Origin of the sequence: uncultured Roseibium sp., from assembly GCF_963675095.2 — a bacterium.
Taxonomy (GTDB): Bacteria; Pseudomonadota; Alphaproteobacteria; order Rhizobiales; family Stappiaceae; genus Roseibium.
Genome location: NZ_CAXXSJ010000029.1, coordinates 75,115 through 100,186, shown reverse-complemented (window position 1 = coordinate 100,186; position 25,072 = coordinate 75,115). Strand labels below are relative to the sequence as shown.

The following is a 25,072-nucleotide window of genomic DNA, read 5'->3' as shown; positions in this document are numbered from 1 at the left end:
GTCTCGCGGGGCACCGCATCGCAGACTGAAATACTGAACGGGAGGAGGAAACAGATGTTCAGAAACGTAATAAGGAATGCGGCGCTGGCCGCGACTTTATTGGCAGGTGTCGCAGGAGCAACGGGTGCAAACGCCGAGCAGTTGACGGTCGGAAGTTTCTTGCCGGGACCGCACCACCTGCACACGCGGGTGCTGTCCTGGTTCGCGGAGGAACTTGAAAAACAGTCAGGCGGATCGCTGACGGTCCAGGTTTTCCCTGGCGGCCAGCTTGGTTCAGGACCGGTGCAGCAATACAAGCGTGCGCTGGAGGGCGTTGCCGATATGACATTGGGCGTCAGCGCATATACCCCAACCGTATTTCCGAAGACGATGCTGGCGATCCTGCCGGGAAGCTCAAAGACGGCGGTCGAGTCGACCGCGCGGGTGTGGGACGCCCACGACGAGTATCTGGCCGACGAATACAAAGATGTGAAGCTGATTGGCCTGTTTACCGTCGCCGGTAATGTGATCTCGTCGACCCGGGACATGTCGACGCTCGATGCATGGGAGGGCGCCAAGCTGGTTCCCTATGCATCGATGACGCAGCCGATCCTCGAAGCACTTGACGCAGTGCCGGTGCAGATGCCCATCACCGATGTCTACACCGGATTGTCCACCGGCACGATCGATGCGGCCTATACCGCTTACAGCAACATTACGCCACCTTGGAATTTCTGGGACGTGTCGCCGTATTTCGTGGAGAACGTGCCGGTCCATTTCGCCGTTTTGTTCGTGGTGATGAACAAGGAGCGCTACGAAGGGCTTTCCTCCGAACACAAGGCTTTGATCGACACCCTGGCGGGACGGCCCTTCTCGATGCGGGCTGCGGAATCCTTCGACGAGGCGGACACCAGGGCCAGGGCCGAGATGGCTGCCAATCCCGGCAAGATGTCCGAGAGCAAGATGGTTCAGGTCTCTGACGGAGAGCTGGCCAGAATGAACGAGCGCTCCGAGGCCGGACTCAAGGCGATCTTTGCGCAGTATCAGGACAACGGTATCGACGATGCCGAAGAGATCTACAAGGCACTCAACCCTTGATCGCCGGTCTCCGGCCGGTTGAGAAAAGGATCTCGATATGAACGTCTCGGAAAACAAGCCCCAATCGGCCGCCAGCAAGGCGGCCGGTCCGGGCAGGTTTGATAAATGGTTCGCCAATATTGCGCTCGCAACGGGCTGTACCATTCTGGTGTTGATGACGCTGCTTTGCGTCTTCAACGTCCTTATCATGCGCAAGCTCCTGAACGCGCCGATCACGGGAGCCGAGGATGTCCTCATCCTGTGCCTTGTCGGTTTCGTCGCCCTTTCGATCCCGTTCGGCGCCAGGACCGGCGCGCATATCGAGATCGAGGTGGTCAGCGAATTACTGCCGTGCGCCATGGCTCGATGGATGCAGGCATTTGCCCGTCTGGCTGGGGGCGCGTTCCTCGTGCTGATGGCCTGGCAGTTGGGAATGGCGGGGACACAAGCGGCGCGCTTTGGTGAGGTCACGCAGCAGCTCGCAATTTCCTATGAGCCTTTCTACTACCTGCTGTCGGTCTGCTTCATGCTCTTTGCCGCTATTCAGTTTTTCGATGCGTGCAGGATCATCCGCAAGGGACGGTCCGCCCCCATGTCACTGGGAGGGGGCGAATGAGCGTTGAAATCATCGGGCTTATCGGACTTGTCTGTCTTTTCGCTCTGCTGGCGCTGCGTTTTCCCGTGGCACTGAGCATGATCATCATAGGTTTCTTCGGAACGCTCTTTGCGACCGAACAAAAAATGATCGAACTGGGTCTACCGGTCGATCGAGCCTGGGCGCAAGGATGGAAGACAGCCTTGTCGAACCTCTCGGGAGAAACCTTCGAAGCTGCGTCCAATTACAATCTGCTTGTCATCCCGCTCTTCATCCTGATGGGCAACCTTGCAGGTGTGTCAGGCATGTCGAACAGCCTGTTCGGGGCGGCCTATGCGTTTCTCGGGCACCTGCGCGGCGGGCTGGCCTCGGCCACAATTGCCGGCTGCGCGGGGTTTGCGGCGCTTTCAGGATCTTCTCTGGCCGCCGCTGTGACGATGGGCCGGGTAGCGCTGCCGGAAATGCGCCGGTTTCGCTACGATGATTCACTCGCCACCGGTGCAGTGGCTGCAGGGGGTACCCTTGGCTTCCTGATCCCGCCTTCCGGTGGAATGATTATCTATGCGATCCTGACCGAGCAGAGTATCGGTCAGCTTTTCATGGCAGGGATCATCCCTGGCATTCTGCTGACGCTGCTGTTCATCCTGGTCATCTCGCTTCAGGTCTGGTGGCGACCGGATCTCGGGCCGGCGGGCGAGCGTTCCAGCGCGACTGAGAAGTTCCGGGCGTTGATGAAAGCGGTACCGATTACCAGCATCATCTTTCTGACGATTGCCGGCATGTATACCGGTTTCTTCACACCGGTCGAGGCTTCGGCCGTGGGGGCGATACTGACTTTTATCATCGCGGTTGTCCGCGGCTCGCTTAGCTTGCGGCAATTACGGTTGGTCGGCCTCCAGACGATGAGCGCGACCTCGACGGTCTTTCTGATCCTGATCGGCGCTTTCGTTTTCATCCCATTTATGTCGCTGACCGAAATCCCGGTCCGGCTGGTGGGCTTTCTAACCGCGCTTCCGATCGGAGACCTGGGCATCCTGCTGGTGGTCATCGCGGTTTATGTCTTTCTTGGAACATTTCTGGAGGGGATCGCTATGATGGTTTTGACCTTGCCGGTGGTCTTGCCTGTCGCAGCAACTCTCGGATGGGATCTGGTCTGGTTCGGCATCATTGTCGTGATCGTGCTGGAAATGGGCATGATCTCCCCGCCGATCGGCATCAACGTCTTTGTTGTGAAATCCATCGCACCTGACGTACCAATGACGCGAATCTTTACAGGAATCTGGCCTTTCTGGTTCGCCATGATCGTCATGCTGGCGCTGCTGGTGGCATTTCCGCAGATAGCGCTCTTCCTGCCGCAAACCATGTTCTAAGCGGGAGGACGCGCCTTGGAAAAGCCTCACGGCCGGTTCGGTCGTGTGGCTTGCTGACGGTTTTACGGATACCAAGTTGAGCTACCAGATTGTTTTCAAATTCCATCGGGTGAGATAACCCAACGTAGAAGAACGGCGCTTCAGACGCTTTTCCCCTCTGCCTCAGCTAAATGCCCAGTTCATTTTGGATCCGCTGTTCCAAAGCGGCATGGCCGGGTCGATGCGACTTGCAACGATATGCGGTCGGATCGAGTAGGGTCACCGCGCATGCACGGCGAACGGACACCGATTAGTCAGACCTAATCCCGTCAACCAGTGTTCTTTTCCGGGTAACCATTTCACACATGCGCATAGTGAGCAGGACACTATCGATGTTGGTTGGAAAAGCTACTTGGCTGAATTTTACTCGTCTGACCGGAAAACAAATGGTAGCGCTTCGCATTGCACCCACAAATTGAATTTTCTTTTTAAGTCAGATGTTTATTTGTTTTTGAACATGGCTAAAACAATATTGCGATATAGGAAAATTACAAATGATAAGATAAATCAATAGTTTAATTGGGAAATTTGGTAGCGGAGGAGGGACTCGAACCCCCGACACGCGGATTATGATTCCGCTGCTCTAACCGGCTGAGCTACTCCGCCACAGGTCTTCGCGTTCGCGAATGTGCGCTGCTTATAGTGAGGCAGGGGGCGGGCTGTCAAGCGGTCTCGTGCCGGGAAACGGTGGACTTCTCTCTGGCCGGGAAACGGGGCAGATTTCCGCGTGGAGCGGGGCGTTTGCGATCCTTGCCGGTCACGCGCCAGGGGCGGGCGGTTCCGGTTTTCTGAAGGTCAGCATCGTGAACAGGCGGAAGGGCGCCAGGGTGATTTCCTTTTCCAGCCGCATGTTGGTGCGGGTGAGGATGCGCGACTTGGGGAAATCGGCGTTCCAACCCAGGCGGTCCGCGAACCGCTCCATCGAGCGTTCGATCTGGGCGCGGATTCCGCCGTCGGCGGAAAAGTGGTTGACCAGGATGACCGTGCCGCCGGGTTTGGTCACCCGTTCCAGTTCCCGCATGACCCGTGCCGGATCGGGAACCACGGTAATCACATACATGGCGACGACCACGTCGAAATGTTCGTCGGGAAAGGCGAGGTCGCCGGCGTCCATGGTCGCCAGCTCGCGGACGTTCGGAAGGTTACGGGCCCGGATGCGGGCGCGCTCCAGCATTTCTTCCGACAGGTCGATGCCGGTGATTTCCAGGTCCTCCCTGTATCGCGGCAGGGAGATGCCGGTGCCCACGCCCGCTTCAAGCACATGGCCGGAAAGCGTGTTGATATGCTTCACCGCTTCCTGGCGGCCCTTGTGGAAGGGCGCGCGGAAGATGATGTCGTAATAGGGCGCCCAGCGGGCATAGGCGGCGCGGACTGCGGTTTCGTCGAGTTTAGCCACCTCCCGGCGCAGGTTTTTCAGGCGGGATCTGACCTGGTCTGCCAGGAACCGCATGCGCTCGGGAAATGTCTCGCTTCTGCTCATGCGGTCAGGGGCTCCTTCGCCGTATTGTCCAGGGTCCAGCTTCCGGCGCGTTCCGCCCGGTCGATCCAGCCGCCGCCGAGCACGCGGGCCTCTTCGGTGTCGCTGTCGAAGAAGACACAGGCCTGACCCGGGGCGACGCCGGTTTCGCCGGTGACGAGCTCGACCGAGACCACATCGCCCTCGCGCCGCAGGATGGCGGGCGCGGGCGGCCGGGTGGAGCGGACCTTGGCGAACAGGTCGATTTCAGCACCGTCCTCCAGCGGCAGGTCGCCGATCCAGTTGACTTCGCGCAGGTAGATCTTGCGCGTGGCCAGCGCTTCGCGCGGGCCGACGACGACCCGGCGCTGGTCCGCGTCGAGGCGCACCACATAGAGCGGCTCGCCGGTGGCGACGCCGATGCCGCGGCGCTGGCCGATGGTGAAGTGGATGATGCCGTCATGGCTGCCGAGCATCCGCCCGTCCATATGAACGATCTCGCCCGGTTCGGCCGCATTGGGGCGAAGCTTGCGGATCACGTCGGCATAATTGCCGTTCGGCACGAAGCAGATGTCCTGGCTGTCCGGCTTGTCGGCAATGGCAAGGCCGTACTTGCGGGCAAGTTCACGCACCTCCGACTTCGGCAGGCCGCCGAGCGGAAAGCGCAGGAAGTCCAGCTGTTCCTGGGTGGTGGCGAACAGGAAATAGCTCTGGTCCCGGTCCAGGTCGGCTGGGCGGTAGAGGCTGCGCTTGTTGCCCGAGGCGCGCGAACGCACATAGTGGCCGGTCGCCAGAACGTCGGCGCCCAGGTCCTTGGCGGTCTTCAAGAGGTCGTGGAACTTGACCGTCTGGTTGCAGGAGACGCAGGGGATCGGCGTTTCGCCGGCAATGTAGCTGTCGGCGAACCGGTCCATGACCGCTTCCTTGAAGCGGCTTTCATAGTCGAGCACGTAATGGGGAATGCCGATCTTTTCCGCCGCCCGGCGGGCGTCGTGAATGTCCTGGCCCGCACAGCAGGACTTGGCGCGGTGCACGGCAGCGCCATGGTCGTAAAGCTGCAGTGTGACGCCGATGACATCATAGCCTTCGTCCTTCAGCATGGCGGCCACGACCGAACTGTCGACGCCGCCGGACATGGCGACGACGACCCGCGTGTCTTCGGGGCGGCCGGGAAGATCCAGACTGTTGCGCATTTATAAGGTCACTCAGAGTTCGTTCTGTCGTTCAAAAGGGCGGAGAGGTTTCGGCCGATTTCCGCCGGCGCTTTCTTCGTCGCACTGATATCCGCCGCGCAAGCCGTTGATTCCGCGGTCGGACCGGTCTCGCTCAGGCGTGTTGCGAAAGTTGGCGCACTATACAGATAGTCATTGCCAATGCCAATTCCACCGGGGTGGACCCGGCAAGCTTTGCCGGTTGGGCAAGGGATTCCGGGTGGGGCTTGTCACGATGATTCAGGCGCCTTTCTCAGGCCATTGAAATATATAGATAAAATTCCCCCTCCAAATTGGCGCGCCGATTGCTTTCTGTTCGGGTGACGTAGTTTGCCCATGTGGGCTTGAGCATTGGGGGCGAGTTTGCTGCCTTTCGGATTGATAACAGACGTTTCTGCCGGCGCGCTCGGCGTTGGTGCCGGGGCGGCCGGCTTTGGCGCTGCTGGACCGTTTCCTGCTTTGCCTGGAGACGCTTCCGCTTTTGCAGCGGCTTTGGGCGCTTTGGGCGGTTCGGCGCAGGGGGGCGTTCTGCCCGACGGTGCGTCCGTTCCGGGTCTGGATCCAAAGGCTCAGAAAGCATCGGCCGATGGAACGCAAGTTGCTCCGACCGGACTGGAGGCATTGCTGCAGGCCGTTCCGGTTGCACAGCCTCCTGTCGCGAACGGATTGGATCTGGGCGGGGAAGGTGCCGTTGTGGATGTAGATGGCGCTGGAAGCGCATCGGCGTCGGCAGATGTCGGCGGCAAAGCCGCTGCTGCGAATGGCGTAGCGGCTTCCGGGACGCCGGCCGCAGGCGGTTTTGTTCCTCAGGTTCCCCCGGTCGCTGCCGGCGAGGGCTCTCCTCAGGCTCCGGCCGATCCCGCTCAGGCTGGTAAAGGTCCGGCTGAACCGGCTGGTCAGCCGGCTGCGCCGGTCGCGGACCCGTCCGGTGCAGTGTCTGCTCCCGAGGTTGTTCCTGCGGATGGTGCTGCACCCGTTTCCGAGGGCGCAGGTCAACAGACTGAAAGTGCTGCGGCCGACGAGGCTGTGACCGATGCAGCGCTCCAAAAAGGCGTTTCGCCGGATGCGCAGCCGTCGGCCGATACGGTGCCGACCGGGAAGGAAGCAGCGGTTGCGGCAGTCGAGACCGCGTCCTCAAAAGAGCCGGTTCAGCAAGCTGCCGACCCCCAGCGCAAGCGCCGTTGGCAGTCGGAGCTTCCGGAAGATACCCGTTCCACGCGGCTGCAGCAGTCGCTCGCCGCCGATGCGGCGCCGGCGCAGCAGGCCGACAGCAGCACGAATAACGATGCCGCTGGCGTGGACGTTTCGAAAAAGCCCGCGACTGCGGTCGGCGAACTCCCGGTGGTGCCGGCTACGGCCAAGGACAAGCCGTCCGCCGCATCCACGCAGAGCGCGAACAGCCAGGCACAGGTTGCCGCCGGGGCTGTCACCGTACCTGCCGCCGACCCGGTTGAGAGCGGCGAGGGCGATCCCGATGCCGGCAATCCGAAACCGGCCGCGGCCGGGCCGGATACCCTCCAGTCCCGAAAGCCGGCTTCGATCACGGCAGTCGCTGACGCGGGTCAGGCATCCGCAAATCCTGCTGTCGAGGCTCTGGACAAGCAGATCGCGAAAAAGGTGGCCGATCAGGCTATCTCCGATCAAGCCGCGGCCGATGAGGCTGCCCTCGATGATCCGAATGCGGTCGATCCTGGCGAGCCGGTGCCGGCTACCAACAAAACCGCAAAGGGAACGTCGGCGGCGGATGCGGCTGACGGAAAGGCTGTGGCGACGTCCGGTGATGCGGCGTCTCGTGCCGCCGAGCGCACTGCGCTTGCGGCTGCGGCGAATTCAGGAGCGACCAATCAGCCTGTCGATGCCGATGCCGATGTCGATCCGGATGGCCAGCTGACCCTTTCGCTCAATCTGAGAGCGGATGGCAGCAATGGTCCGATTACCACCGGGCGGGCCGACATGCAGCAGGTCCCGACACAATCGCAGGCCTCTCACGTGGCGACGCAGGTTGCCTCGGGCATCGTCCGTCATCTTCAAAACGGTCAGACCCAGTTCCAGATGCGCCTCGATCCGCCTGAACTCGGGCGGATCGACGTCGACCTCAAGGTCGCGCACGACGGCAGGGTCCATGCTCATCTCATCGTGGACCGGCCGGAAACCCTGGATCTTTTCATGCGCGACCAGCGCGGCCTGGAGCGCGCGCTGCAGAACGCCGGTCTCGATACGAATGCCGACAATCTGTCGTTTTCACTGAATGACAACGGCAGCCAGCAATCCGGCTTTTCCCGTGATGACAGCGAACAGGCCTATTCCGGCGACACCGCCGGACCGGCGGCCGATGACGTGCCGGATATAAGTGACAGTCAGACCATCCAGATGGCTGTCCGCGCACAACAAGGCGGTCTGGATATCAGAATTTAATACCGGCCCGAATGCCCTTCGGGGCAGCCGGTGAATTAAGGAGTATGCGTAATGACCTCGGTTAGCTCTGCAACATCTGCCAGCGGCACCTCTGCTTCCTCGGCAGCGTCCGATTCCCTGATGGGCAACTACGATCTGTTCCTGTCGATCCTGACCACACAGGTTCAGAACCAGGATCCGCTCAACCCTATGGATTCGTCGGAATACACCACGCAACTCGTGCAGTATTCTTCCGTGGAACAGTCGATCCAGACCAACAAGTACCTGGAACAGCTGGTTTCGAGCATGGCGGCAAACCAGGCTTCGAGCTACGTCAACTATCTGGGCTCCACGGTGACGGCCAGCGGCAGCACGGCCATGCTGGAAGACGGCAACGCGAACTGGTCCTATAATGTCGCGGAGGATGCAACCGGGACCGTGACCATCAAGAACTCCAACGGCGCGACCGTCTACTCGGGCGACGTCAGCCTTGCCAAGGGGACGGGGACTTATTCCTGGGATGGTCTCGGCAGCTCCGGCAACTCTCCGGACGGTGCCTATACGATCAGCTTTGATCTCAAGAACAGTGCCGGGAATTCCATTCTGGCGAAAACCGAAGTGTCCGGCAAAGTCGATGAAGTCGATCTCTCCGGCGATACGCCTTATCTGAAGGTCGGCAACGTCAGCATTCCGGTTACTTCGGTGCAATCCGTATCCAGCTGAATTATTTTATCGCTGCCGGTGCGTCCCGGCTTGGACGGCCGTGCGCGTTCGCGAGCTTGAATCGCAATTTGCATTGAAAAATCGGTATGGTTAACAAAATCAAATAATTTGTTTAAGTTTTTAAAGATTCTGCAACGTTGAATCTTAAATACCATTCATGAATTCGGCTTTTCTTAGTTAACAATATCTCTATGGTGGCTTAGGTAAATTTTAAGCAGCTGCCTGTATTCTCATAATCAACCTTGGTCATGGTTAGTGTGAGAGTACAATGACCGAACAGATTCGTTCGCGTGTAAAATATGTAATCGGTCCCGACGGAAGCCCGTTGACGATCTCGGATCTTCCACCCACTTCGACGAAGCGTTGGGTGATCCGCAGGAAGGCCGAAGTCGTTGCCGCTGTTCGCGGTGGGCTCCTGTCTCTGGAGGAGGCTTGTCAGCGGTATACCCTGACGGTCGAAGAATTCCTCTCCTGGCAAAGTTCCATCGAGAAGCATGGCCTTGCCGGTCTGCGGGCGACGCGCATTCAGCAGTATCGCAACTAGACTCCGTCACATGATGGTTCCGGGCGCCTTGAAGGCGTCCCTTGAAGGTCGGCTCGAGCCGGCCTTTTTGCTTTTTGTCCGCCGGCAAAATCGTCCCGGTCCCGCAAACCGCATTGATCGCCAGCCGCTCCAATCTTATCGTGGATAAATGGTTAACGCGGTGGGCAGTTTTTCCCCACCTGAATTGCAAATTGCATAAGCAAGTTTGGCGGAAGTCCGCCGATTTCTGTACCGCGCACCCGTTCCGTTAACTTCTTGTTAACCTTCTGCGCGGCAAATTTTGCCTATTGGCTGTGGCTGGATGCAGGCAAGATCGGATCCGCGCGAGATTCGATTTCGGGCAAAAGTGCGAACGGGGCATTCGTGAACGGATTAATCGAATTCATCAGGACATTGGGACCGGCGCGTATTGCGGCAATGGGGGCCGTTGCCGCGATCCTGATCGGGGTCTTTGCGTTCATCATTTTCAGGGTTACCTCCCCGCAGATGACGACGCTTTATTCCGAGCTGTCTCTTGATGATTCCGGAGCCATCGTCAATCAGCTGGAATCCCTTGGGACGCCTTATCAATTGGCGCGGGACGGCAGTACGATCCTGGTGCCCAAGGATCAGGTCGCGCGGCTCAGGATGCGCCTTGCCGAGGACGGGCTGCCGACCGGCGGGTCGATCGGTTACGAAATCTTCGACCGGACCGACACGCTCGGGGCTACAAGTTTCGTTCAGAATATCAATCACCTGCGTGCCCTGGAAGGGGAACTGTCGCGGACCATCACCGCCATCGACCGGATCAAGGCGGCACGCGTGCATCTGGTGATCCCGGAGCGGCAGCTGTTTCAGCGCGATCGCCGTCCGCCGTCCGCGTCGATCGTGTTGAAGGTGCGTGGCTCCCTCGGTCCGGGCGAGATCCGGGCCGTCCAGCATCTTGTGGCAACGGCTGTCGAGGGGTTGAAGCCTGAACGGGTTTCGATTGTCGACGAGGCGGGCCGTCTTCTGGCTGACGGTGTTGATGGCGACGCGGAAGGCATGGTGTCCTCGAACCTGCAGGAACGGATCAACGGGGTCGAGGCCCGGTTGCGCAACCAGGTGGAGGAGATCCTCAACAGCGTCGTCGGGCCGGGCCGTGCGAGGGTGCGCGTGGCGGCCGACGTGGATTTCAACCGGACGACGGAAACGAAAGAGATCTACGATCCGGACGGGCAGGTTGTCCGCTCGACCCAGACCAAGGAAGAGGCCTCTTCCAGCACCGACCAGCAGGGTCAGGTCACCGTCGGCAACGAGTTGCCGAATGCGCAGGCGAACGAAAACAACGGCGGACAACGGGACGATTCCAGTTCGACGGAAGAAATCGTCAACTACGAGATTTCCAAATCGACCAAGACGGAAATCGTCGAGGCCGGCCGGGTCAAGCGCCTGTCCGTAGCTGTTCTGGTCGACGGAACCTATGCTCCGAATGCGGACGGCGACGTTGTCTATACGCCGCGCAGCCAGGAAGAACTGGACCGGATTGCGGTCCTGGTGCGCTCTGCCGTCGGCTATGACGAACAGCGCGGCGATGTGGTCGAGGTGATCAACCTGCAGTTTGCGGTTCCGCCGCAGAGCGATCTGACGGCCGAAGACGGCGGGCTGTTCGAGTTCACCAAGGACGACATCCTGCGCTTCTCCGAGCTGGGTGTGCTGCTTCTGATTTCCCTTCTCCTGCTGCTCTTCGTTGTCCGCCCGCTGCTGCGCCGGATCGTGACGCCGGAAGAAACCCTTCCCCAGGAACTGGTGATCGGCCCGGACGGCACCCTGGTCGCGGAGACCGAAGTGCCGGCGGACGAGAAGGATGACGAGGATGAGTTCCAGATCGAGTGGCTCGAAGAGGCAAAGCAGCAGGGCGCGCTGCAGGCAAGTTCCATCGCCAAGGTGGGCGAAATGATCGCGGACCATCCGTCGGAGGCCGTCACGATCGTGCGTGGCTGGCTGGATGAGGCGGCTTGATCATGGCAGCGGACCAACTTCAAAGACAACTGACAGTCAGTGCCGATGAGAAAGAGCGCGAGCTGAAAGGCGCCGAGCGGGCGGCTGTATTGCTGCTGGCGCTCGGAGAAAGCCACGGCAAGCCGATCTGGGACAAGCTCGACGAGATCGAAGTCCGGCAGGTCTCGGCAGCCATGGCCAATCTCGGTCCGGTTACGCCGGGAATGCTGGAGGCCCTGTTCGTCGATTTCGTCCGCAAGATCAGTTCCAAGGGGGCGCTGACCGGGAATGTGGATGCGACCGAACGTCTGCTGAGTTCCTTCCTGCCCGGTGATCGCGTCAACATCATCATGGAAGAAATCCGCGGTCCCGCCGGCCGCAACATGTGGGAAAAGCTGTCGAACGTTCAGGAGAACGTTCTGGCGAACTACCTGAAGAACGAATACCCGCAGACAGTCGCGGTGGTGCTTTCGAAGATCAACTCCGACCATGCCGCGCGTGTCCTGGGCATTCTGCCGGAAGAGCTGGCGCTCGAGGTCGTCAGCCGTATGCTGCGCATGGATGCGGTTCAGAAGGAAGTGCTGGAGAAGGTCGAGCAGACGCTGCGCGTGGAGTTCATGTCGAACCTGACCAACACGTCGCGGCGGGACAGCCACGAGATGATGGCGGAGATCTTCAACAACTTCGACCGTCAGACCGAAGCCCGTTTCCTTGCCGCACTGGAAGAGGAAAACCGGGAAGCCGCGGATCGCATCAAGACCCTGATGTTCACCTTCGACGACCTGATCAAGCTGGATGCGGCCAGTGCCCAGACCCTTCTGCGCAACGTGGAAAAGGACCGTCTGGCAATCGCGCTCAAGGGGTCGACGGATGCTGCGCGGGAATTCTTCTTCGGCAACATGTCGTCGCGGGCGGCGAAATTGCTCAAGGACGATATGGATGCGCTTGGGCCGGTCCGCTTGCGCGACGTGGACGAGGCGCAGACCGGCATGGTCAACACGGCCAAGGATCTCGCGGCCAAGGGCGAGATCATGATCTCCAAGTCCAAGAGCGATGACGAAATCATCTACTGATGCAGGGGGCTAGCACTTACAATCCGATGGGCAACATGACAAACCCGTCCAAATTCCTGTTCAACCGCGACTTCTCCACTCCGGAGGAGCCGAAGGTGGTCGCGCGGTGGAACCGGAAATTCCGATGATGCCGGTCAGTGACCATGAGCGGTTGCTGGCCGAGGCCCGGGCACAGGCTTTCGAGGAAGGTCGGACCAAGGCCGCGCAGGAGCACCTGGACGCGCAGGAGACACGGCTGACCGAAGAGGTCGGGCGCCTGGTCGACGCGGTCGGGACGGTCCTGAGCGGACTGGAAGAGCAACAGGTTGCGCAGGAAAAAGACGCGACCAGTCTTGCCTTTCTGATTGCCCGCAGGCTGTGCGCGCATCTGATTGCCCGCCAGCCGCTGGCGGAAACGGTTGCCCTCGTTACCCAGTGTCTCGGTCCGTTGCGGCGCGCACCGCATCTGGTGATACGGGTCGCCGAAAAGGACGTGGAAGGCCTGAAGAAGAGGGTCGATCCGATTGTCCATGAAAAAGGTTTTGAGGGGCGTCTGGTCATTCTCGGAGAACCCGAGATCGTACGTGGTGACTGCCATATCGAGTGGGCGGACGGAGGTATTCTTCGGGATCGCAAGGCGCTCGAACGGCAGATCGATGCCAGCATCAGAGCATATTTGCAGGCCCGGGTAGACGGCGCGAAGGCGCACAAGGCGCAGGCTAAGCCCGGCCTCGGAAAGGAAACCGACGCATGAGCGACGAACAAGACACAGGCATTCCGCTGGACGAGCTGGAAGCTCCGGATCGTCACGGCAGTCTCGATGAGGAAGCCAGCGGGCCGCAATCGGCCGCCGATCTGGAGGCGGTGTTTGATGTTCCGGTTCGCATTTCGGCCGTCCTCGGACATTCCAAGATGCATGTGTCCGACCTTCTGAAACTGGCATCGGGAACGGTGCTGGAACTCGACCGGAAGGTCGGCGAGGCCATAGATATCTACGTAAACGACCGTCTGGTTGCCCGCGGCGAAGTCGTGCTTGTCGAGGACAAGCTGGGCGTGACCATGACTGAAATCATCAAAACCGATCGCTAGAGGAGACAGTCATGCGGCTCTTGATTGTTGGTACGTTAGGCGGTCAGCTGACGGTGGCATCCCAGATCGCCATGAAGCGGGGGGGGCCAAGGTCACCCAGGCGAATGATATCGAAAGCGCGCTGAAGGTGCTTCGCGCCGGACAAGGCGCCGATCTCCTCATGGTCGATGTCCATCTGGACATCGCCGGCCTTCTGCTGAAACTGCAGAACGAACGGCTGCATGTGCCGCTTGTTGCCTGCGGCGTCGAGACGGATGCGCAGGCGGCCGTTTCCGCCATCCGGGCGGGGGCGAAGGAATACATCCCCCTGCCGCCGGATCCGGAACTGATCGCAGCCGTGCTCGCGGCCGTCGCCCAGGAACGGGGCGAGATGATCTACCGGGACGACACCATGGCGGCGGTGGTGAAACTCGCCGAGCAGGTGGCGCCTTCCGATGCATCCGTGCTGATCACCGGCGAATCCGGGACGGGCAAGGAAGTGATCGCCCGGCACGTGCACAAAAGTTCCAACCGTGCGTCGAAACCGTTCATCTCGATCAACTGCGCGGCGATCCCCGAGCACCTTCTGGAATCGGAACTCTTTGGTCACGAGAAGGGCGCCTTCACCGGCGCCGTGGCGCGGCGGGTCGGCAAGTTCGAGGAAGCCGACGGCGGCACGCTGCTTCTGGACGAGATTTCGGAGATGGACGTCCGGCTTCAGGCGAAGCTGTTGCGGGCCATCCAGGAGCGGGTGATCGACCGGGTCGGCGGCACGCGGCCGGTTCCGGTCAATATCCGTATTCTGGCGACGTCCAACCGGGACTTGGCCGAGTCCGTGCGTCAGGGGACGTTCCGCGAGGACCTTCTGTTCCGGCTGAACGTGGTCAATCTGAAAATCCCGCCCCTGCGGGAGCGGCCGGCTGACATCCTGGAGCTGGCGAAGTTCTTTATCGACCATTATTCCAAGGCGAACGGTGTTCCCGTCCGGGAGTTGTCCCGCGAGGCCCGGCAGGCGCTGATGGTCAACCCGTGGCCGGGCAATGTCCGCGAGCTGGAAAACACCATGCATCGCGCGGTGCTTCTGGCGAGCGGCGACGAGATCGGGGCGGAAGCGATCCGGATGCCGGACGGCAGCCCGATTGCCGTTTCAAAAGGCCCGGCGGAACGTGCCGCACAGGCGGCGGAAGCGGTGACACGCGCCTTTGTCGGGCGGACCGTTGCCGATGTCGAACGCGACCTGATCCTGGACACGCTGGATCATTGCCTGGGCAACCGGACCCATGCGGCAAAGATCCTTGGGATCTCCATCAGAACCCTGCGCAACAAACTCAATCAGTATACCGACGAGGGGGTCAGGGTCCCCGGTCCGGGGGAAATGCGCGCGTGACGGGCGCGGCAAGACACTTCCGGTTCGAAGACGATCACCCGCAGCAGTAACGGTTTGGCCAAGAGCGGATAATGGCAGACACAACAGCAGACGAAGGAATGCCGGCGGCAGCAGCGGCCCAGGGTGGCGCGGGCGCGGGTCAAGGCGCGCCGGAAACGTCCGGCTCCGCTTTCTCGTTTGCAGGCATCGTGCAGTCGCTGAAACGCGGCGACGTCGGTCTCGGCGTTGGTATCCTCGTGATCCTGACGCTGCTGATCCTGCCCATTCCGCCGATGATGCTGGACGTCTTCCTGGCGATTTCCATCATCTTCTCGGTTCTGGTCCTGATGACCGGGCTTTTCATCCAGAAGCCTCTGGAATTTTCCTCCTTTCCGACGGTTCTCCTGATCGCGACCATGTTGCGCCTCGGTCTCAACCTGGGCTCGACGAGGCTTATCCTGGCCAATGGCCACGAGGGGACGGCCGCCGCCGGCCAGGTGATCCAGACCTTCGGCAATCTGGTGATGGGCGGCAATTTCGTCATCGGGATCATCGTCTTCGCGATCCTGGTGATCGTGAACTTCGTGGTCATCACCAAGGGTTCGGGCCGTATCGCGGAAGTGGCGGCGCGCTTTACCCTGGATGCGATGCCCGGCAAGCAGATGGCGATCGACGCGGACCTGTCCGCCGGCCTGATCGACGAGGGGGAGGCACGGACGCGCCGGCGGGACCTGGAAAACGAAAGCTCCTTCTTCGGCGCCATGGACGGTGCGTCCAAGTTCGTGCGCGGTGACGCCATCGCCGGTCTGCTGATCACCTTCATCAACATTCTGGGCGGCATTTTCATTGGCGTGGCCCAGATGGAGCTGTCCTTCTCCGAGGCGGCCAACAATTACACGCTGCTGACCATCGGCGACGGGCTCGTCTCGCAGATCCCGGCGCTGATCGTTTCGACCGCCGCCGGCCTTCTGGTGTCGAAGGCCGGTGTGCAAGGTGCGGCCGACAAGGCGTTGGTGAGCCAGTTCACCGGCTATCCCAAGGCGCTCGGCATGTCGGCTGCGGTGATGGCGATCCTGTCGCTGCTGCCCGGCATGCCAATGATCCCGTTCCTGGGTCTGGCGGGCCTCGCCGGCTATCTCGCCTACAAGGTCGGGTCGCAGAAAAAGCAGGCGGAACATAAGGAAGCCGTCAAAAAGGCGATCGCGACTGCGCCCGCTCCGCCGCCCGAACCGCCGATTACCGATGCGCTCAAGATGGACGAGCTGCGGATCGAACTCGGCTATGCGCTGCTGCCGCTTATCAACGGCAAGGACCAGACGGGCGGCGACCAGCTGACCGAACAGATCAAGGCGCTGCGCCGGCAGATTGCAGGTGACATGGGCGTGATCATGCCGCCGGTCCGGATCCTGGATAATATCCAGCTCGGCGCGAACGATTACGTGATCAAGGTGAAGGAGGTCGAGGCCGGGCGCGGGTTGCTTTATCCGAACCATTTCATGGTGATGGATCCGGCCGGCGGACAGGTGAAGCTGCCTGGAACCCATACGACGGAACCGACCTTCGGCCTGCCGGCGACCTGGGTGGAGGCCCAGTACCGGGAAGATGCCTCCTTGCGTGGCTACACGGTCGTCGACCCGGCGACGGTGCTGTCCACCCATCTCACCGAAACCATCAAGAACAACATCAGCGAGCTTCTCACCTATGGCGACGTGCAGAAACTTCTGAAGGAGCTGCAAGGCGAACAGGCCAAGCTGGTCGACGACCTCATTCCGGGCCAGATCACGGTTTCCGGTATCCAGCGGATCCTGCAGACGTTGCTCAGCGAGCGGGTCTCCGTGCGCGATCTTGGCACGATCCTGGAAGGCGTTTCGGAGGCCGTCGGCATGACGCGCAACACCAACACGATCGCCGAGCATGTGCGCACGCGTCTCGGCCGGCAGATCTGCGCGGCCAATCTGTCGCATGGCGGCTATCTGCCGTTGATCGCCCTGTCGCCCCAGTGGGAACAGGCTTTCCTGGAATCGGTCGTGGGAGAAGGGGAAGACCGCCAGTTGGCGATGCAGCCGTCGAAGCTGCAGGAATTTGTCGGGCTGGTGCGCGACCGTTTCGAGGCGGCCGCCCAGGACGGCGAAGTGCCGGTCCTGCTGACATCGCCGCAGAACCGTCCGTTCGTGCGTTCCATCGTTGAACGCTTCCGCGCGCATACGACGGTCATGAGCCAGAGCGAGATTCACCCGCGCGTGAAGCTCAAGACAATCAGTTCGATCTAAGAGAGAAAGCCGGTTTCGGGCTCAGACGAGAATATTGACACGCGCCATGGCGCTGGCCATGGTTGAATAGCCGCCACCCTGGATGGCGGTGGCCGTCTGCCGTTGCGAGACCAGAACACTTGTCGTGAAAATGGTCGATGAAAACTGCGAGCGGATGTTTTGTGACTGCTGGATCGCCTTGCGCCGCTGGTTCGACCAAGCCTTGTTGATGTCCTTGCGGGAAGGAGCTTCGTGTCGCTTCGCGTAGTTGTTTCCAATAGCAGCCATGCCCGTGATATTGATCCGCCATGGTTAACAGCTGCTTAATTTTCGCAATTTGAGGCGATGATCCGTTCTGGACTATTGAGCCTTCGTGCTCGGGCTGGTAACCGGCTGGGAAAACAGGAGTACCCATGTCATCCGTTACGCTCGACCTGAACGGCTACACAGACCTTCCCGACGAAAAAGTCGCCCTGGTCGTCACCTTTCTTGAGATGACGGCACCGCCGGTCGCTCCGTTGGCAGGCGAGCGGCAGGACGTGACGCTGGAACGATGGGTTGCGCCCGATGCAGTCGATTACAAACGTCTTTTTCGGGAAATCGGTGAGGATTGGCTCTGGTGCGGCAGGCTTATGCTTGGTGACGACAGGCTGAAGACTGTCCTGGCGGCGCCCGGCAATGAAATCTACACGCCCGTTATCAATGGGCGCCAGATGGGTCTTCTGGAAATCGACTATGCGGATCCGGAAAACCCGGAGCTTGCCTATTTCGGTCTGGTGCCTTCCGCGGTCGGTACGGGCCTCGGCCGTTGGCTGATGCAGCAGGCCATGGCGATGGTCTGGTCACGCCCACAGACAAAGCGCTTCTGGTTGCACACCTGTACCAGCGATAGTCCACAGGCAATTGGTTTTTATTGTTCCTGCGGCTTCAAGCCCTACAAGCGGGCCATCGAGGTCATGGACGATCCGCGGGCGACCGGGCTGTTGGGCAAGGACAAGGGGCCGCACGTACCCTATCTCGCGAGCCCGAACCAGGCGTGACGCCGCCAACCGTTATTTGTCACCTCGACAATGGGGCGTGTGCGGACCGACACGCGGCATCAGGTTCAGAACCGTGCCGAGAACCGGGCGTTGAAGCCGTGATCCTGTGAGGTGGCACCAATGTCGCCCTGGTAGGTAAGAGAGACATTGGCGCCGTCGCCGAGACCGAGTTTGAACCCGGTCTCGATGAGCGCAGTGTCGCGGTCGAGCGGGGTGCCGGAGATCGCGAATGCATTGCCGGTGGCAAAGCGCATGGTCGAGGTGGCGTCGATATCGCCAAAGGCGTGACGCCAGGCGAGCGTGCCGGTGAGTGACGCATCCAAGCCGGCGACCTCGGCGAAACGCCGTTCGGCGCGCAGACCCAGTGTGGCGAGCCCGAGCGTCTGCGAGGACGACGAGACGGTGAGGGCCGCCGGACCGCCGGTTTCGGAAAAGCCGTCGCTGTGCTGGTGGATCAGAGCGGCGCCCGCGAAGGGTTCCAGATGGGCGAGCGGGGTGTTGAACGTATAGCCGACTTCGCCGAAGGCCTGGGCCGTGGAGGCGGCATAGTCGACACTCAGGCTGTTGCTGAGCGTGCCCGCCGTCACGTTGCGCGACGTCGAAACATCGTTCCAGGTGTAGGTGGTGCCGAAGCGAAGTCCGATCGCGTCGAACCGGCGGCCCGCATAGGCGCCCAGCGTATAGCTGTCCGCATCGCCCGAAGACGCGCGGGCATCGACATCGAAGCGGCTGTTGCCGTAGCCGGCCACGAGACCGGCGCGCCAGCCGCTGGAGATCTCCATATCGGCTCCGACGAAAAAGCCGCCGCTGGTGTGGTCCATAGCGGCTGCGGTGTGGGTGCCGCCGGTCTTGCCCCAGCCGCCATAGGCCTGGCCCCAGGCCGCTGCTCCACCTGTGCCGTCCGGTGCTTCGCCGGCGCCGTGGAGGGCAATCATCGGCATTTCGGCCGCGGCAAGCCCGTCGAAGGCGCCGCGGATACGGGCGCCCACCGCATCGCGTGACCGGCTGCTTTCCTGGATCAGCAGCGTATTGGTGGAGGCATGCACTTCGCCGGACAGGCTGTCGAAGGCGGTGCGGGCTCCGGCCTCGCTGAGGACGACCACCGCGTCATAGACCGCATTGCCGGCACTGAGGTTGCTGACGCCGTTTGCGGCGGCGCGCTGGTTTGCGGTCTCTGCGGCGGAGGCCAGGCCGGTGGCGTTGCGGGTCAGCGTCAGGGTGACATTGTTGGCGTTATAGCCGAGCGATGCGTCCAGAAAGGCGAAGTTTTCGCTGACGGAACCGAAGGTGCCGGTCACGCCGCCGTCCGCGGTCAGGATCGTATAGGTGGTGGAGGCGGCGTAGGTGGAGCCGTTGTCGGTGCCGTTTTCCGCCGAGACGGTGACGGTGGCGCCGCTGTCGATGGCCGCGGTTCCGGTGGCGGCGATCTTGTCGGAGTTGCCCGTGTCGTCGACTTCGACCGCATAGGTCGAGCCGGAACTGAAGGTGACATTGCCGGAGACGTTCAACGTGCCGATGGAATTGCCCGGTGCAACGCGCGCGCCGGAGTTGGCCGTCACGGTGCCGACCGTGCCCGAGCCGCCGAGCGTGCCGCCGTTCAGAAGAACATCCCCGGTGCTGCCGTTCACGGTCAGCAATCCGCCGGTGACGGTGGTACCGCCTGCAAACGTGTTGGCCCCGGTCAGGGTCAGCGTACCGGCGCCCGTCTTGGTCACGCTTCCCGTGCCGGAGATGTCGCCCTCGAAGGTCATCGCATCGGAGCGGTTGAAGGCGAGGGCGCCGTTGTTGACGATATCGCCGGTCAGGCTGCCCGTGGTGCCGCCGTCGCCGATCTGCAGCGTGCCTGCCGAGATGGTCGTTCCGCCGGAAAAGGTGTTGTCCCCGGTCAGGGTGAGGGTCCCTGCGCCGGATTTGGTGAGCGACCCGGTGCCGGAGATGTCACCGCTGAAGGTCAGCGCGTCGGAGCGGTTGAAGGCGAGGGCGCCGTTGTTGACGATATCGCCGGACACGCTACCCGTTGTGCCGCCATTTCCGACTTGCAGGGTGCCGCCGGATATCGTCGCGCCGCCTGAATAGGTGTTGGTGCCGGAGAGTATCAAGGAGCCGGCACCGGCCTTGGCAAGGTTGCCCGCTCCGGAAATCTGTCCGGAAAGGGTTACGGTCGCGCTGTTTGTGATCGTGGCGTTGGCGGATAGCGCCAATGCGTTGTCAATGGTGGTGGCACCGGTGATTGTCAGATTGCCACCGTTGAACGTGAGCGGGCCGGCTGAAAGGTTGCTGTCGGCCGCGACCGACAGGGTGCCGGCATCGATCCTCATGGTTCCGGAAGCTGTGTTCGTCCCACTCAACGTTAGGGTGCCGGAACCGGACTTTATCACGCTTCCCGTTCCGGAGATGTCACCGTTGAAGGTCACCGCATCGGAGCGGTTGAAGGCAAGCGCGCCGTTGTTGACGATATTGCCGGAGAGGCTGCCCGAGGTGCCGCCGTCGCCGACCTGCAGTGTGCCGCCGGAAATCGTGGTGCCGCCGGTAAAGGTATTGGCCCCAGTCAGGGTCAGGGTTTCTGCACCGGATTTGGTCATCGACCCTGTGCCGGAGATGTCGCCGTTGAAGGTCACCGCATCGGAACGGTTGAAGGCAAGCGCGCCGTTGTTGGTGATATCGCCGGACACGCTGCCCGTTGTACCGCCGTTGCCGACTTGCAGGGTACCGCCGGAAATCGTGGTGGTGCCGGTAAAGGTGTTGGCGCCCGTCAGGGTCAGGGTTTCCGCACCGGATTTTGTCAGCGACCCGGTCCCGGAGATGCCGCCGTTGAAGGTCACCGCATCGGAGCGGTTGAAGGCAAGCGCGCCGTTGTTGACGATATCGCCGGTCAGGCTGCCCGTGGTGCCGCCGTTGCCGACTTGCAGGGTGCCGCCGGAAATCGTGGTGCCGCCGGTAAAGGTGTTGGTGCCGGTCAGGGTCAGGGTTTCTGCACCGGATTTGGTCATCGACCCTGTGCCGGAGATGTCGCCGTTGAAGGTCACCGCATCGGAACGGTTGAAGGCAAGCGCGCCGTTGTTGACGATATTGCCCGTCACGCTGCCCGTTGTGCCGCCGTTGCCGATCTGCAGTGTCCCTGCCGAGATCGTCGTGCCGCCGGTGTAGCTGTTGGCGCTGGTCAGGGTGAGGGTCCCTGCACCCGATTTGATGAGCGACCCGGTGCCGGAAATGTCGTCGCTGAAGGTCACCGCGTCGGAGCGGTTAAAGGCAAGCGCGCCGTTGTTGACGATATCGCCGGACACGCTGCCCGTTGTACCGCCGTTGCCGATCTGCAGTGTGCCGCCGGAAATCGTCGTGCCGCCTGAATAGGTGTTGGTGCCGGAGAGGGTCAAGGTACTGGCACCGGCCTTGGTGAGGTTGCCGGTTCCGGAGATCATGCCGGAAAGGATTACGTCCGCGCTGTTTGTGATCGTGGCGTTGGCGGCGAGCGCCATGGCGTTGTCGATGGTGGTGGCACCAGTGATGGCAAGGTTGCCGCCATTGAACGTCAAGGTGCCGGCTGAAAGATTGCCGTCAGAGGCGACTGAGAGGGTGCCTGCGTCGATCCGCATCGTTCCGGAAGCCGTGTTCGTCCCGCTTAGCGTCAGGGTGCCGCTGCCGGTCTTCACCAGAGTGTTCGTGCCGGCATCGGTTACCGGGCCGCTGATGGTGACATTGAAGGTGCCGGTGTCGATCGTGGCGGTGTTTTCGATTTCAAGATTGGAGGAGTAAGTGCCAGCCGTAGCGAACCTGAGTGTACCGCCGGAATTGATGCCAAACTTGGTGGGGGCCGTCGTCGTTCCAATCACCGCGGTGCCATTGGACGCAACCTGAAGGAGGCCGACATCGGAAATGTCGCCGTTGAAGGTGACGGTTCCTCCTTGCACGAGAGCGATGTCTCCGGTGCCCGTAAAGTTGAGGTCGGAGTTGAGCGTCAGGTCGTAGGAATTGTTGTTGAGCTGGAAATAAAGGTGGTTGGCCGCAGAGATGGTATCGCCGCCAATGGTCACCGATGTCGTGGTTCCGCCGAACCGAAGGGCAACCGCAAATGCGTGCGTGAAGGTGAGCGGACCGACAAGGTTGATCGTCGCGGCAGATCCCAGGTTTTGTAAGATGAAGATCTGATAATCAGAGGGATCTTGTGCAGCACCTCTGATAGACCCGGCACTGGTATCGCCCGCTGTCGTGGTGACATTGGTGCTGCCGGCAGCCAAAACCGGTGTTGTCAGGATCGGAGCCAGGACGAAACTGCCTGTGAGCGCTGTCGCGAGGAACAGTGCGGCGCGGCGGGTCTTCCGCACGGGTGGGTAAGGGATGATTGCATCTAAGGGGAAGTCTTGCGGACGTAATACCTGTGACCGGTGCATGTTATTCCGTAAACGCTCAAATTATTCGGCCCCAAAGCCTGGATTCGGTGGCGAGCGCAGCAGAGCGGACGCCCAAGGCATTCAGGCCTGTGGCTGCAACTTAAAAATGTGAGAAGCGGCCCGCTATCCGATTTCGGCAAAACGACGGGAATTCAGGCGTTTTCAGAAATAAATCAAAGAAATATGTCAGGTGTTGAGCGTCACCGAGGGCATTTCGCCGAACATTCGCTTGTAGTCGCCCGCAAATCGGCCGAGATGGAGAAACCCGAAGCGCATTGCAACCTGCGTGATCGTGGTTTCCTGCGGATCGGACGCCGCGAGCACGGCCCGAACGCGGTTCAGCCGGCAAGCGCGCAGATAGGCAACCGGAGACAGTCCGACATACTCCCGGAACGCATAGCGCAGCGTTCGCTCCGAGACGCCGAGCGCCGTGCAGATATCGACAACCGAAGGCAGCGCGTCTGCGGCCAGCCGGTCGTCGACAAAGCTTCTCGCCCTGCGTCCGATCCGCAGGGCCCGCACACGTTCGTTGAACGACGGCGCGATGTCGTCTTGCGAAACCGCGGCGATTTGCAGGACAGTTTGCAGCAGATGACTGCGCAGGACGGCCGGATCCAGCGGTTCGCCGCGCAGGGATGCCTCCTGCGCGGTCTTCAGCCAGAGGTCGACGGCCTCCTGGAAATCGTTCCGCCGCCGAGTGGTCAGCGGGAGGATGCCCGGCGGAGGGCGCTCCCAGAAGACCGGGTTGAGGGCTCGGGCCCCGCGCATGAATTCCTTTTGGCTGAAGCCGACGTAGGCGGTCTCGCCGCCGGCGGGGATGTGGATGTCGAACTCGGCATTGCCGGGCAGGAAAAACACCGTGTCGGCCTGTTCGCCGCAATGCTCGGAGACGCGGGTCGCCGGCCCCTGCGTACAGATCGAAACGGTGCAGAAGTCGGCGGGTGTGCCGCCAAGCTTCTGGACCGATGTTTGCTGACGTTCGCGGACGATCTGCAGGTTGCCCAGATCCAGACTGTCCAGCTGCGCCACCTTGCGGCCGTCGCTGAGCTGGACGCACTCGATCTCGACCCAGGGCTGTAGCAACGCCTGGGTCGAAGAAGCCTCAATCAGTTCCGTTTGCAGGGCATATCCCTTGCCGGGATCCGGAGCATTTCCGGTCACTTCTTTCGGAAAGAATGGCGGCACGATGTGCTTTCGGGCAAAGGTTTCCAGTCGGGGGCAGCAATTCCCTTGTGTCTTGCGATCCTGAGGCGCGCAATTGGCATCATGATTGTCGAAAATCACGAGATCCGTCAAATCGGCGTGTGGAGAACTGTTTCCACAGTTTCCCCGCGCATGGCACCGCATTCATCACGCGGGCCAATCGGCGAAGGCTTGCGGGTCCTAACCTTAGGCTGCCGGCCGGACCCGCTCGGGAAAGGCGTTTGCGATGGCCTTGCGGTCGGCCTCCAGGACGCCGCGCTCCGTGATCAGTCCGGTGACGAGCCGCGCCGGCGTGACGTCGAAGGCCGGATTGGCCACGTCCGATCCTTCCGCGACGATCTCGATGGTCTCGATCGCGCCGTTCTCGGACCGTCCGGTCATCCGGTTGACTTCGGCCGCAGACCGTTCCTCGATCGGGATTTCGCGGATGCCGTCGGACAGGGTGAAGTCGATGGTGGGCGAGGGCAGGGCCACATAGAAGGGAACGCCGTTATCCTTGGCGGCCAGCGCCTTCAGATAGGTGCCGATCTTGTTGCAGACATCGCCGGAAGCCGTGGTGCGGTCCGTGCCGACGATGACCATGTCCACCTGGCCGTGCTGCATCAGATGGCCACCGGCATTGTCGACGATGACCGTATGCGGCACGCCATGGTGTCCCAGTTCCCAGGCCGTCAGGAAGGCGCCCTGGTTGCGCGGGCGGGTTTCGTCCACCCAGACATGAACCGGAATGCCCGAATCATGGGACATGTAGATCGGGGCCGTCGCCGTGCCCCAGTCGACGGTGGCAAGCCAGCCGGCGTTGCAATGGGTGAGAATGTTCACCGGCTCGCCCGGCGCCTTCGTCTTGGCGATTTCGGTGATCAGATCCATGCCGTGCATGCCGATCGCCATGTTGATCGCGATGTCCTCATCGCACACCTGGGCGGCCAGCTTGTAGGCGGTTTCCCTGCGGTTTTCCGGCGGGACCTGAATGAGCGTCCTGCGGGCGAGGTCCAGAGCCCAGCGGAGATTGACGGCGGTCGGCCGGGTTTGCAGCAGCGCCTGACAGGCTGCGTCGAGCCCATCGTCCGATGGATCCGCGCGCATCGCCAGGGCGACGCCGTAGGCGGCGGTCGCGCCGATCAGGGGCGCTCCGCGCACCTGCATGACCCGGATGGCATGCGCGGCGTCTTCCATCGTCCGCAGAAGGGTCGTCTCGAATGCATACGGAAACCTGGTCTGGTCGATGATCTCGACGCTCTCGCCGTCTTCGGCGACCCAGATGGTCCGGTATTTTTCCCCGTTTACATTCATGGCGTCGGCCTCCGGTGAATCTGCAGTTTGACCTGCATAACGTATCACCGGCAGGTTCGCCAGCAT

General features: G+C 61.4%; 18 protein-coding genes, 1 tRNA gene and 1 pseudogene. 13 read left to right on the top strand and 7 right to left on the bottom strand.

What is annotated here, in order from left to right; all coding sequences use genetic code 11:
* The first annotated feature begins 54 nt into the window (after window positions 1-54).
* Genes ABIN98_RS11625 through ABIN98_RS11615 form a run of 3 tightly spaced genes read left to right on the top strand, consistent with a single transcriptional unit; the run spans window position 55 to window position 3,021 of the window.
* Window positions 55-1,077: a TRAP transporter substrate-binding protein gene (locus ABIN98_RS11625; RefSeq protein WP_346910124.1), complete on the top strand. Its 1,023-nt coding sequence runs from the start codon at window positions 55-57 to the stop codon at window positions 1,075-1,077.
* A 37-nt stretch (window positions 1,078-1,114) separates the two neighbouring features.
* Window positions 1,115-1,672, top strand: coding sequence for a TRAP transporter small permease (locus tag ABIN98_RS11620; protein ID WP_346910123.1), 558 nt, complete (start codon window positions 1,115-1,117; stop codon window positions 1,670-1,672).
* On the top strand, window positions 1,669-3,021 hold the full coding sequence (locus ABIN98_RS11615) for a TRAP transporter large permease (protein WP_346910121.1): 1,353 nt from the start codon (window positions 1,669-1,671) through the stop codon (window positions 3,019-3,021). Before ABIN98_RS11620 ends, ABIN98_RS11615 begins: the two co-directional genes overlap by 4 nt.
* Window positions 3,022-3,589: 568 nt before the next feature.
* On the opposite strand, the gene ABIN98_RS11610 is transcribed toward ABIN98_RS11615, so the two are convergent.
* From ABIN98_RS11610 to mnmA, 3 genes are all read right to left on the bottom strand, one after another.
* Window positions 3,590-3,666, bottom strand: a tRNA-Met gene (locus tag ABIN98_RS11610).
* 151 nt (window positions 3,667-3,817) lie between these two features.
* Complete coding sequence (locus ABIN98_RS11605; RefSeq protein WP_346910119.1) at window positions 3,818-4,540, bottom strand: class I SAM-dependent methyltransferase; 723 nt, start codon at window positions 4,538-4,540, stop codon at window positions 3,818-3,820.
* On the bottom strand, window positions 4,537-5,709 hold the full coding sequence (mnmA, locus tag ABIN98_RS11600; RefSeq protein WP_346910117.1) for a tRNA 2-thiouridine(34) synthase MnmA: 1,173 nt from the start codon (window positions 5,707-5,709) through the stop codon (window positions 4,537-4,539). Before mnmA ends, ABIN98_RS11605 begins: the two co-directional genes overlap by 4 nt.
* Before the next feature lie 510 nt (window positions 5,710-6,219).
* On the opposite strand from mnmA, the gene ABIN98_RS11595 reads away from it, so the two are divergent.
* The 9 genes and pseudogenes from ABIN98_RS11595 to flhA all read left to right on the top strand — a co-directional run bounded on the left by ABIN98_RS11595 (window position 6,220) and on the right by flhA (window position 17,103).
* Entirely contained in the window at window positions 6,220-8,142 is a 1,923-nt protein-coding gene (locus tag ABIN98_RS11595) for a flagellar hook-length control protein FliK (protein WP_394701486.1), read from the top strand.
* A gap of 51 nt (window positions 8,143-8,193) precedes the next feature.
* The gene (locus ABIN98_RS11590; RefSeq protein ID WP_346910114.1) at window positions 8,194-8,844 is read left to right on the top strand and encodes a flagellar hook capping FlgD N-terminal domain-containing protein; all 651 of its coding nucleotides are present in this window, start codon (window positions 8,194-8,196) and stop codon (window positions 8,842-8,844) included.
* A gap of 268 nt (window positions 8,845-9,112) precedes the next feature.
* Window positions 9,113-9,388, top strand: coding sequence for a DUF1153 domain-containing protein (locus ABIN98_RS11585; protein ID WP_190294396.1), 276 nt, complete (start codon window positions 9,113-9,115; stop codon window positions 9,386-9,388).
* 363 nt (window positions 9,389-9,751) lie between these two features.
* Window positions 9,752-11,368: a flagellar basal-body MS-ring/collar protein FliF gene (gene fliF, locus ABIN98_RS11580; RefSeq protein WP_346910112.1), complete on the top strand. Its 1,617-nt coding sequence runs from the start codon at window positions 9,752-9,754 to the stop codon at window positions 11,366-11,368.
* Window positions 11,369-11,370: 2 nt separating this feature from the next.
* Window positions 11,371-12,420, top strand: a complete 1,050-nt coding sequence (gene fliG / locus ABIN98_RS11575; RefSeq protein ID WP_346910110.1) for a flagellar motor switch protein FliG — start codon at window positions 11,371-11,373, stop codon at window positions 12,418-12,420.
* 124 nt (window positions 12,421-12,544) lie between these two features.
* Entirely contained in the window at window positions 12,545-13,153 is a 609-nt protein-coding gene (locus tag ABIN98_RS11570; RefSeq protein WP_346910108.1) for a FliH/SctL family protein, read from the top strand.
* On the top strand, window positions 13,150-13,488 hold the full coding sequence (gene fliN / locus ABIN98_RS11565) for a flagellar motor switch protein FliN (RefSeq protein WP_346910106.1): 339 nt from the start codon (window positions 13,150-13,152) through the stop codon (window positions 13,486-13,488). Before ABIN98_RS11570 ends, fliN begins: the two co-directional genes overlap by 4 nt.
* An 11-nt stretch (window positions 13,489-13,499) precedes the next feature.
* A pseudogene (locus ABIN98_RS11560) lies at window positions 13,500-14,854 on the top strand (sigma-54-dependent transcriptional regulator).
* A gap of 71 nt (window positions 14,855-14,925) precedes the next feature.
* The gene (flhA, locus tag ABIN98_RS11555; protein WP_346910105.1) at window positions 14,926-17,103 is read left to right on the top strand and encodes a flagellar biosynthesis protein FlhA; all 2,178 of its coding nucleotides are present in this window, start codon (window positions 14,926-14,928) and stop codon (window positions 17,101-17,103) included.
* Between the two features lie 21 nt (window positions 17,104-17,124).
* Here the strand turns inward: flhA and ABIN98_RS11550 are convergent, their stop codons facing one another.
* Window positions 17,125-17,370 carry a hypothetical protein gene (locus ABIN98_RS11550; protein ID WP_346910103.1) on the bottom strand — a complete coding sequence of 82 codons (246 nt, stop codon included), beginning with the start codon at window positions 17,368-17,370 and terminating at the stop codon, window positions 17,125-17,127.
* A 125-nt stretch (window positions 17,371-17,495) separates the two neighbouring features.
* Between ABIN98_RS11550 and ABIN98_RS11545 the strand changes: the two genes are divergently transcribed.
* Window positions 17,496-18,122, top strand: a complete 627-nt coding sequence (locus tag ABIN98_RS11545) for a GNAT family N-acetyltransferase (RefSeq protein WP_346910102.1) — start codon at window positions 17,496-17,498, stop codon at window positions 18,120-18,122.
* Between the two features lie 65 nt (window positions 18,123-18,187).
* Here ABIN98_RS11545 and ABIN98_RS11540 read toward each other — a convergent pair whose 3' ends face one another.
* From ABIN98_RS11540 to mtnA, 3 genes are all read right to left on the bottom strand, one after another.
* The gene (locus tag ABIN98_RS11540; protein WP_346910100.1) at window positions 18,188-22,444 is read right to left on the bottom strand and encodes an autotransporter-associated beta strand repeat-containing protein; all 4,257 of its coding nucleotides are present in this window, start codon (window positions 22,442-22,444) and stop codon (window positions 18,188-18,190) included.
* Between the two features lie 252 nt (window positions 22,445-22,696).
* Window positions 22,697-23,695, bottom strand: coding sequence for a helix-turn-helix domain-containing protein (locus ABIN98_RS11535; RefSeq protein ID WP_346910098.1), 999 nt, complete (start codon window positions 23,693-23,695; stop codon window positions 22,697-22,699).
* A gap of 204 nt (window positions 23,696-23,899) precedes the next feature.
* Window positions 23,900-25,006, bottom strand: a complete 1,107-nt coding sequence (mtnA, locus tag ABIN98_RS11530; protein ID WP_346910096.1) for an S-methyl-5-thioribose-1-phosphate isomerase — start codon at window positions 25,004-25,006, stop codon at window positions 23,900-23,902.
* Between the last annotated feature and the right edge of the window lie 66 nt (window positions 25,007-25,072).